This window comes from Corallococcus sp. AB032C (assembly GCF_003668935.1).
GTDB classification, from domain to species: Bacteria; Myxococcota; Myxococcia; order Myxococcales; family Myxococcaceae; genus Corallococcus; species Corallococcus exiguus.
The window spans coordinates 1-420 of the sequence record NZ_RAWP01000284.1 but is presented as its reverse complement, the minus strand read 5'-3'; the positions used below and the strand labels follow the sequence as shown (position 1 = coordinate 420).

2 protein-coding genes are annotated in these 420 nt (G+C 67.9%); both read left to right on the top strand.

From position 1 onward, the window contains the following. A partial coding sequence (locus tag D7X99_RS44815) for an IS3 family transposase (protein ID WP_367303545.1) occupies positions 1-95 on the top strand: 95 nt, incomplete at its 5' end. A gap of 96 nt (positions 96-191) precedes the next feature. After that, the coding region (locus tag D7X99_RS42095) for a FadR/GntR family transcriptional regulator (RefSeq protein WP_121782597.1) at positions 192-420 on the top strand (229 nt) is incomplete at its 3' end.

Genomic DNA, 420 nt, shown 5'->3' with positions numbered 1-420 from the left:
TGTTCTACAACCGGAAGCGGCGCCACTCCGCCCTGGGCTACGTCAGCCCAGTGGAATACGAGCGGAGGGCCGCAACCAAGAGGCTGGCAGCGTAGTCAACCTGTCCACCGAACCGGAGCAGGCCCAGGTGGGCCCGCACGTCCATGTCAGACCCCTGTGGTTGGATGGCGATGCTGGGACGAGGAAGGGGAATGGGGATGGAACGGCGAGGACTCGTGGCTTATGTGGAGGCGCAAATCGAGCGCGATATCGCGCTGGGGCGGATTCACCCGAGTGGGCGATTCGGCTCCGAGGCGAAGCTGGCGCGCCGCTATGAGGTGTGTCGGGGCACCATCCGCGAGGCGCTGCGGCGGCTGGCGGCGCGAGGCCTGGTGGTACAGCGCCCCGGACGCAAGACGCGCGCGGTGCCGCTGGATGAGT